6 protein-coding genes are annotated in these 8,362 nt (G+C 70.8%); all 6 read left to right on the plus strand.

What is annotated here, in order from left to right; genetic code table 11:
* Position 1: 1 nt before the first annotated feature.
* The 6 genes from ACJ73U_RS40225 to ACJ73U_RS40250 are packed head-to-tail and all read left to right on the plus strand — an operon-like array spanning position 2 to position 8,342.
* Positions 2–1,552: an NAD(P)-binding domain-containing protein gene (locus ACJ73U_RS40225; RefSeq protein ID WP_407783034.1), complete on the plus strand. Its 1,551-nt coding sequence runs from the start codon at positions 2–4 to the stop codon at positions 1,550–1,552.
* Entirely contained in the window at positions 1,545–2,993 is a 1,449-nt protein-coding gene (locus tag ACJ73U_RS40230; protein WP_407783035.1) for a class I adenylate-forming enzyme family protein, read from the plus strand. Before ACJ73U_RS40225 ends, ACJ73U_RS40230 begins: the two co-directional genes overlap by 8 nt.
* A gap of 15 nt (positions 2,994–3,008) precedes the next feature.
* On the plus strand, positions 3,009–4,610 hold the full coding sequence (locus ACJ73U_RS40235; protein ID WP_407783036.1) for an NAD(P)-binding domain-containing protein: 1,602 nt from the start codon (positions 3,009–3,011) through the stop codon (positions 4,608–4,610).
* Positions 4,611–4,627: 17 nt separating this feature from the next.
* Positions 4,628–5,686, plus strand: coding sequence for an alpha-hydroxy acid oxidase (locus tag ACJ73U_RS40240; RefSeq protein WP_407783037.1), 1,059 nt, complete (start codon positions 4,628–4,630; stop codon positions 5,684–5,686).
* Complete coding sequence (locus ACJ73U_RS40245) at positions 5,674–7,044, plus strand: cytochrome P450 (RefSeq protein WP_407783038.1); 1,371 nt, start codon at positions 5,674–5,676, stop codon at positions 7,042–7,044. The genes ACJ73U_RS40240 and ACJ73U_RS40245 overlap by 13 nt, the downstream gene beginning before the upstream one ends.
* A complete protein-coding gene (locus tag ACJ73U_RS40250; RefSeq protein WP_407783039.1) occupies positions 7,041–8,342 on the plus strand; it encodes a cation:proton antiporter in 1,302 nt (433 codons plus the stop codon). Before ACJ73U_RS40245 ends, ACJ73U_RS40250 begins: the two co-directional genes overlap by 4 nt.
* Positions 8,343–8,362: the final 20 nt, after the last annotated feature.

Below are 8,362 nucleotides of genomic sequence, written 5' to 3' on the forward strand. Positions count from 1 at the left end.
CATGGCGCACGACTACCTGATCATCGGGGCCGGGCCCGCCGGGTTGCAGCTCGCCGCCCTGGCCGAGCGTGACGGCCGCGACTACGCGGTCCTCGAACGCGGCACCGGGCCGGGAACCTTCTTCACCCGCTACCCGAGGCACCGCAGGCTGATCTCGATCAACAAGGTGCACAGCGGCTACTCCGATCCCGAGCAGCGGATGCGGATGGACTGGAACTCCCTGCTGTCCGACGACCCGGAGCTGCTGTTCACTCGCTACAGCCCCCGGTACTTCCCGAGCGCCGACGACATGGTCCGCTATCTCGCCGACTTCGCCGCGAAGACCGACGCCCGAGTGCACTACGGCACCGAGGTCGTGCGAATCTCCCGCGACGACAACGGGTTCACCGTCGTCGACCACAGTGGACAGACGTGGCGGGCAGCGCGGCTCGTCGTCGCGACCGGGGTCTCCCAGCTGTACGTCCCGCCGATCCCCGGCATCGAGCACGCCGAGCGGTACGACACGTTCGACACCGACCCGGCGTCGTTCACCGACCAGCGGGTCCTGGTGATCGGCAAGGGGAACTCGGGTTTCGAGACGGCCGACGCGCTGCTGGAGCACGCCGCGGTGATCCACGTCGCCGGCCCGCACTCGGTGAGGCTCGCCTGGCAGACCCACTACGTCGGGCACCTGCGCGCGGTGAACAACAACTTCCTCGACACCTACCAGCTCAAGTCGGAGAACTCCGTCCTCGACGGCACGGTGGAGCGCATCGAACCCCGGCCCGGCGGCGGGTTCCGGGTCCTGTTCCGCTACGCGCGGACGGTGGAGAGGTTGCGGGAGCTGGAGTACGACCGGGTCGTGGCGTGCACCGGGTTCCGGTTCGACGCGTCGGTGTTCGACGAGAGCTGCCGCCCCGCGCTGGTGATCAACGACCGGTTCCCCGAGCAGACCCCGGCCTTCGAGTCGACGACGGTGCCGGGGCTCTACTTCACGGGCACGCTCACCCAGCAACGCGACTTCAAGAAGTCCACGAGCGGGTTCATCCACGGCTTCCGGTACGGAGCCCGCGCCCTGCATCGGATCCTCGCCACCCGCTACCACGACACCCCGTGGCCGGCGACCGAACTGGACCTGTCGCCGGACGCGATCAGTGACGCGGTCGTCGCCAGGGTGAACCGGTCTTCCGCACTGTGGCAGCAGTTCGCGGTCATGGGCGATGTCGTGACGGTGTCCGGCGGAGCCGCCCGGTACGAAGAGGAGGTGCCGGTGGCCTACGTCGCGGACGGCGGCCTCGGCCCGGCCGAGCAGCGGTTCGTCGTCACGCTGGACTACGGGCCCGACCACGACACGGTCGACCCGTTCGACATCTCCATCCCGCGAGTCGCGGAGAACGACGCCACCAACGCGCACGATGCCAGCTACCTGCATCCGATCGTGCGCTACTACCGCGACGGCGTGCTCGCCGCGACCCACCACCTGGCCGAGAACCTCGAGAACCACTGGGACCTGCCCGCGGTGCACCAGCAGCCGCTCGCCCTGTTCGTGAAGGAATGCCTTGCCAGTGCCTGAGTCCGAGCACGACACCGAGCCGTTCCCGCGTGCGGTGCTCGACGCGCTCGACGCCGCCGCGGACCGGCCGGTGTTCGAGCACGGCCCGCGCGAGGTCACCGGTGCGGAGCTGCTCGAACTCGTCGCCCGGATCGCCACCGGGCTGCGGAACGCGGGGCTGGGTCCGGGTGACGGCGTCGCGCTGCTGCTCGGCGTCAACCCCGAAGCGTTCGCCACGATCCTCGCCGCCCATGCCGTCGGGGCCAGGGTGGTTGGCGTGCGGCCGGGACTGCCCGACGCACAGCTGCGCCACCTCCTCGGCCTCGACATCGCCGCGGTGATCACCGACTCCGGTGGTGCGTACGCCCCGCGCACGCTCGCAGTCGGCGAGCTGATCCGCGCCGATGCCAGTCCGCTACGGCTCGGCGGGCAACCCGGGGACGTCGCCAGGCTCATCCCCACGAGCGGGAGCACCGGCACCCCCAAGGCATGCGCACAGACCTACGCGGCGATGGGAGCGGCGTGGACCGCGCGCCCGTCGGTGTGGCCGCCCGCGATCCGCGAACTGGCGTCCCGGTTGGACCGCTACCTCGTGTTCGGCACGCTGTCGAGCCAGGTGATGTTCGAGTACGCGGTGCTGACGATCGCCGCGGGCGGGACAGTGGTCGTCGCCGACAATCCAGTGCTGCCCGACGCGATCACCCGCCACCGCGCGTCCGCGAGCGTGATCACCGTGCCACGACTGGCGAAGCTCGTCGCCGCACAGCGCCGCGACCCGGCCGACCTGTCGACGCTGCGCGCGCTGATGGTGTCCGGGTCACCGCTGGCGCCGGACCGGCACCGGGAGGCGCTCGACGTGCTCGGGCCGGTCGTGTTCCACGGCTACGGCCAGACCGAGACCGGCACGATCGCCATGGCCACCCCGGCCGACCCACCTGGATCCGTCGGCGTCCCCGCGGTCGACGTCGAGGTCCGCGACCCACACGGCGCGCTGGTCCCGCGGGGCGCCATCGGTGAGTTGTTCGTCCGCGCCCCCGCGCAGGCCGCCGCGTACTGGTGCGACCCGGAACAGTCGGCGGAGGTGTTCACGCGGGGGTGGGTGCGCACCCGCGACCTCGGCCACCTCGACGTGAACGGTCGCCTGTACCTGTCGGGCCGGACGCGGGACGTGGTCATCGTCAACGCGAACCTCCACTACGTGGGCCCGATCGAGCGGGTCATCGCCGAGCACCCGGATGTCGCAGAGGCCTATGTCGTCGCGGTGCCGGACGAGGACACCGGCGAGGCGCCGCACGCGTTCGTCGTGCCTGCCGCCGGCCGGACACCCGACCTCGCGGCACTGCGTGCGCTGGTGACCGCACGGCTCGGCGCCGCGTGCGCACCGGTGCGCGTCACCGCGATCACCGAACCACCGGTCGCCTCGAGCGGCAAGCCGGACAAGCGCCTGCTGCTGTCCCACTGACGTAAGGAGAAAGTCGTGTCACGCGAGGTGTCGACGGAGTGTCTGATCATCGGTGCCGGTCCGGCGGGGTTGCAGGCGTCCTACCTGCTCACCCGCTCGGGACGCGACCACCTGGTGCTCGAGGCCGGGGACGCGCCCGGCGCGTTCTTCACCCGCTTTCCCCGGCACCGCACGCTGATCTCCATCAACAAACCCAACACCGGCTGGGACGACCCGGAGCTGAACCTGCGTACCGACTGGAACTCCCTGTTGTCCGAAGACCCATCGCTGCTGTTCACCGCGTACACCCCGCGCTACTTCCCGGCCGCCGACGACTTCGTCCGTTACCTCGCCGACTTCGCCACCAAGAACGACCTCCCGATCCGTCACGGGACAACGGTCGTGTCGGTCACCCGGCCGGACGACTTCGTGGTGCGCGACGAGCGGGGCGACACCTATCGGACACGCAGGCTCATCGTGGCCACCGGCGTGTCGAAGCCGTACGTGCCGGACATCGAGGGGGTCGAGCACGCCGAGCTGTACACCGACGTGTCGGTCGACCCGGCCGACTTCACCGGGCAGCGCGTGCTGATCATCGGGCGCGGCAACTCGGCGTTCGAGACCGCCGACAACCTCGTCGAGACCGCGGCGGTCATCCACGTCGCCGGGCCCGGCTCGCTGAAGTTCGCGTGGCAGACCCACTTCGTCGGACACCTGCGCGCGGTCAACAACAACTTCCTCGACACCTACCAGCTCAAGTCGCAGAACGCGCTGCTGGACGGGAAGGTGCTGAGTATTCGCCGCGACGGTGGCGGGTACGTGGTGCCGGTCAGCTTCGCGCGGGTCGCCGAGCGGGTGAAGGAGATCCGCTACGACCGCGTGATCCTCGCGACCGGGTTCCGGTTCGACGCCTCGATCTTCGCACCCGAGTGCCGGCCCCAGCTGACGATCAACGACCGCTTCCCGGACCAGAACGCGGCCTGGGAGTCGGTGAACGTGCCCGACCTGTTCTTCGCCGGCACCATCACCCAGGGCCGTGACTTCAAGAAGTCGACCAGCGGCTTCATCCACGGCTTCCGCTACGGAGTCCGTGCGCTGCACCGGATTCTCGAGCACCGCTACCACGGCGTGGCATGGCCGGCCACGGACCTCTCCCCCACCCCGGAGGCGGTCGCGGACGCCGTCATCGCGCGCGTGAACCGAACTTCGGCGCTGTGGCAGCTCTTCGCGTTCATGGCCGACGCCGTGCTCGCCGGCCCGGACGGCTCGCTGCGCTACGCCGAGGAGGTGCCGGTGGCCCATCTGCACGAGGCCGTCGAGCGCGGCGACTTCGGCGACATCGACTCCTACCTGACGGTGACGCTGGAGTACGGCGCGGACCACGACCAGGTGAACCCGTTCGACATCACCGCCGGCCGGGTGTCCCAGGAGAACACCAGCGGTCTCGACGGCCGCTACCTCCACCCGGTGGTGCGGCACTTCCGCAGAGCGGAACATCGAACACCGCGCGCCGGCGAACTCGTCGGTGAGCACCACCTCACCGAGAACCTCGAGAACGAGTGGGACAGCGACGATGTGCACCGCGCGCCGCTGATCGCGTTCCTGCGCACCCAGTTCGCCGCCGTGGGCGCCCGGTGAACCCGGAACTCGCCGAAATGCAGGAGAAAGCCCGCGCGGTGCTCGACCCCGTGCACTACGACTACTACGCGGGCGGTGCGGGCGAGGAGGTCGTGCTCGCCGAGAACGAGGCGGCCTTCCGCCGGTTCGCCCTGCTGCCGAGAGTGTTGCGTGGCAGCGAGAACCGCGACCTCGGCGTCGACCTGCCGGGTGGCCACGCACGCGTGCCGGTGCTGGTCGCGCCGACCGCGTTCCACCGGCTCGCCCACCCGGAGGGTGAGCTCGCGACGGCACGCGCGGCCGCTGCGGCGGGCACGGTCCTGGTGTCCGGTATGGCCTCGACGACGCGGATCAGCGAGGTCACGGCGGCGGCACGTGCGGCCGAGGAGGCCGCGTCGGTGTGGTTCCAGCTCTACCTCCAGCCCGACGAGGACGTGACGGAATGCCTGGTGCGGCGCGCGGAACAGGCGGGCTGCACCGCTCTGGTGGTGACCGCCGACTCGCCGGTGCTCGGCCGGCACCGGCGCGATGCCGAACACGGCTTCCACGACCTGCCGGCCGGGCTCGCGGCGGAGAACATGCGGGACCTGCCCGGCACTGCGCATGGCGGGGTGCGGGACATCGCGATGTCGCCGTCGATGTCCTGGGACCACCTCGCCCGGTTGCGGGAGCTGACGACGCTTCCGTTGTGGCTCAAGGGAGTTCTCCACCCGGACGACGCGCGGCTCGCGGTCGTGCACGGCATCGACGGGATCATGGTGTCCAACCACGGCGGCCGCCAGTCCGATCTGGTGCCCGCAGCGGTCGAGGCGCTCCCCGCGGTGTGCGACGCGGTCTCCCTGCCGGTGGTGCTGGACGGGGGTGTGCGGCGCGGCGGTGACGTGGCGATAGCGCTGGCACTCGGGGCCGAGGCGGTCGGTATCGGCAGGCCGGTGCTGTGGGGGCTCGCCGCGGACGGCCAGGCCGGCGTGCGCCGGGTCCTCGACGTGCTGCGCGACGAGCTCGACCACGTCCTCGCGCTCTGCGGTGGGCGGAGCCTCACCGACCTCACCCGCGACGTGGTCGTCACCCGTGGGTGCGGACGATGCGGACAATAAAGTTGCTCGCCGCGGCCGCGGTGCTGACCGCACCGCGCTGGCTGCCGGCACGAGTGGTCGCGTTGCGCGCCAAGGTGTTCGCGGCGGTCAACGGGGACAACGCGATCACGCTCCCGAACCCGGCGGTCGGGCCGGACCGGTTTCTCGAGGTCTACGGCCATCCCGCGGCGACCGGCCGCAGCAAGGGCGCCGCGCTGTCGGACCTGTTCTGGTACTGGCTCTCCCCCGGGCCGGAAGTGCACCAGGAGCACCTGGAGGCCGGCCCGCGCTACGGCGACGTGGCCCGCACGACGCTCGCGCTGTTGTCCGGACCGAGCGACGCGCTGTCGGCCGCGGCCGGCCGGTGCGCCGGCCGGGTGCTCGACGAGCTGGCTCCCGGGCGGGTCACCCTGGTGCGGCTGCGCGACCTGATGATGCCGGTGTGGGCGGAGTACTTCCACGAGCTGCTGTTCGCCGAACCGTGCCCGCGCGCGGCACGGGACCTGATCGTGGGACACGCCGACGACGTGGCGACCGCGCTGAAATGCACCGGCCTGCGCCACCCCGCCCGCCGGGCACGACTGACCCGCTACCTCGCCCGGCGGGTCGCGGCCGGTGACGTACGGCAGCCGCTACCCGCGAGCCTGTCTCCCACCGAACAGGTGCACTACCTGCAGGGCACGTTCTTCAACACCGCCGTGGTGCAGATGTCCGAGGCAATGGCGCACCTGCTGCTCGTCCTCGCCCAACACCCCGAGGCGGCGGCCCGAACCACGGGGGGCGACCGCTACTTCGGGCACCTGCTCGACGAGACCATGCGGCTCTACCCGCTGTTCGGCATCGCCCACCGCATCACGACCGGCGACATCACACTCGACGAACACACCACCATCCCGTCGGGATCGGTGCTGTGCTTCAGCTACCCCGACTACCACGCCTCCGGCCACACCAACCCGGACGTGTTCGACCCGGACCGTTGGGAGCACGTCTCGGCCCGCACCGCCCACCACATCCCCTTCGGCGTGGCCACCAACCGGCCCTGCCCGGCCTGGCGCCTGGCGCCGCTCGCGCTCCACGCGGTGACTCGTGAAGTGCTGCGACGGTTTCGGCTCCACTCCACCGTCACGCATACCCGGTCGCTGCCGAGCCGGGGGCCGTGCCTGCTCGTCCGCGTGGACACGCCGCTGTCCCCGAGACTGCTCGCGGTGGCGGGCGCGCTCCTGCGGGTGCGGGACCGGTGGGAGGACGTGTGGCGCAGCGTCGTCCAGCTCGTGCTCGGCACGTGGATGGTGCTGGACGCCCGCAGGCTGCGCCTCGCCGGACGCTACTTCGACACACACGACACCCAGGGCTGCCCACTGCAGGAGGTTACCGAGTGAACCAGATCGAGTTCGCGTTGAAGGTGTTCGCCGCGCTGGCGGTCGTACTCACCGCGACAACGCTGTGCGGACGTCTCGCCATGCTCGTGAAGCAACCCAGGGTGGTCGGCGAGATGGTCGCCGGGGTGCTGCTCGGGCCCGCGTTGTTCGGCGCGGTCGCGCCCGGCACGCAGGCCCAGCTGTTCCCGACGGACGTCAAGGGCGTCCTGTACGTGCTGAGCACCATCGGGCTGACGTTCTACATGTTCCTCGTGGGTGCCTCACTCGACCACGGCCTCACCGGCGGGTCGAACATGCGGCGCGCGTCGGTGCTCGCCGTCTCCGGCATCGTGCCGACGTTCGCGCTGGGCGCGGGTGCGGCGCTGCTGTTCTTCGGCTCGCTGAGCCCTGCCGGGACCAGCAGGTGGGAGTTCATGCTGTTCGTCGGCGGTGCGCTGTCGATCACCGCGTTCCCGATGCTGGCGCGGATCCTGCAGGAGCGCGGGATCGCGAACACCCCGATCGGCGGCCTCACACTGGTCGCGGCCGCGATCGACGACGCGGCGGCGTGGGTGATCCTCGCGGTGATCATCGCGGTGGGCACGGCCGGCAGCCCGGCCGACGCGCTGGACACGATCGCGGGCGCGGCGGTGTTCGCGGCGCTGATGCTCACCGTGGGCCGCAAACTGTTCGCCAAGCTGGGCGACCGCGTCGAGCGAGACGGAACGATGGGCCGCGACATGATGGCGCTGGTGCTGCTGGTCGTGCTCGTCGCGGGCTGGTTCACCGACTACATCGGCGTGTTCTCGGTGTTCGGCGGGTTCATCACCGGCCTCGCGATGCCGCAGTCCGCGACCGTGCGGCGGGAGTTGGAGACCCGGCTGACCGACCTGAACTCGATCCTGCTGCTGCCGGTGTTCTTCGCGTTCAGCGGCCTGAACACGGAGGTGTCCGGGTTCGGCGCGGACGGGGCCCTGTGGTGGCCACTCGCGGTGATCATGGCAGTCGCCTTCGCCGGCAAGTACCTCGGCTGCGCGACGGTGGTCCGCGTCCAGGGCTTCTCGTGGCGGTACGCGTCCGCCGTCGGTGGACTGATGAACGCACGTGGGCTGATGATCCTGATATTCATCAACATCGGCCTCGCCTACGGCATGGTGACCCCGGAACTGTTCGCGATCCTCGTCGCCGTCGCGATCGTGACCACCGCCGCCGCGATGCCGATCTACCGCGCGTCCCTGCCGGACAGCATGGACCGCACCGCAGAAGAGGACACGACCGCACCCGGCGCCCCGACCCTGCTGGCACCCAGCAAGACCTGACGTGGGGTCACGAGTCACCA

The sequence above is a fragment of the Actinophytocola sp. genome, assembly GCF_045807065.1.
In the GTDB taxonomy this organism is placed as follows: domain Bacteria; phylum Actinomycetota; class Actinomycetes; order Mycobacteriales; family Pseudonocardiaceae; genus Actinophytocola.